This is a genomic window from Paenibacillus oleatilyticus, from assembly GCF_018998565.1.
Taxonomy (GTDB): domain Bacteria; phylum Bacillota; class Bacilli; order Paenibacillales; family NBRC-103111; genus Paenibacillus_G; species Paenibacillus_G oleatilyticus.
This window is the reverse complement of the sequence record NZ_JAHNZO010000139.1, coordinates 1-372: the sequence shown is the minus strand read 5'-3', so window position 1 is coordinate 372 and position 372 is coordinate 1. Positions and strand designations below refer to the sequence as shown.

Genomic DNA, 372 nt, shown 5'->3' with positions numbered 1-372 from the left:
CAACAAGGGCAACTTGCCCGACCACCTGCCGCGGATCGAAGAGGTCATCGCGCCTGAAAGCACCCTGTGTCCTTGCGGCTGCGGCGAGATGGTGAAGGTCGGCGAAGACCGGAGCGAGCGGCTGGACGTGATCCCCGCGCAATTCCGGGTGCTGGTCACCATCCGCCCGAAATACATGTGCCGCAATTGCGCGGGCAAAGCCCACGCGCAGGCACCCGCGCCGGAATGGCTGGTGCCCCGCGGCCTGCCCACCGAGGCGATGGTGGCCCACTGCATGGTTGCCAAGTTCGGGGACCACCTTCCGTTCTACCGCCAGGCGGACATCTACCGCCGACAGGGCCTCGACCTCGACCGGACGATGCTGGCGAACTG

Annotated in this window: 1 protein-coding gene; it reads left to right on the top strand. The window is 66.9% G+C overall.

Going from position 1 to position 372, the window contains the following annotated elements:
• The coding region (locus KQX66_RS36660) for an IS66 family transposase zinc-finger binding domain-containing protein (RefSeq protein WP_216798424.1) at positions 1 to 372 on the top strand (372 nt) is incomplete at both ends.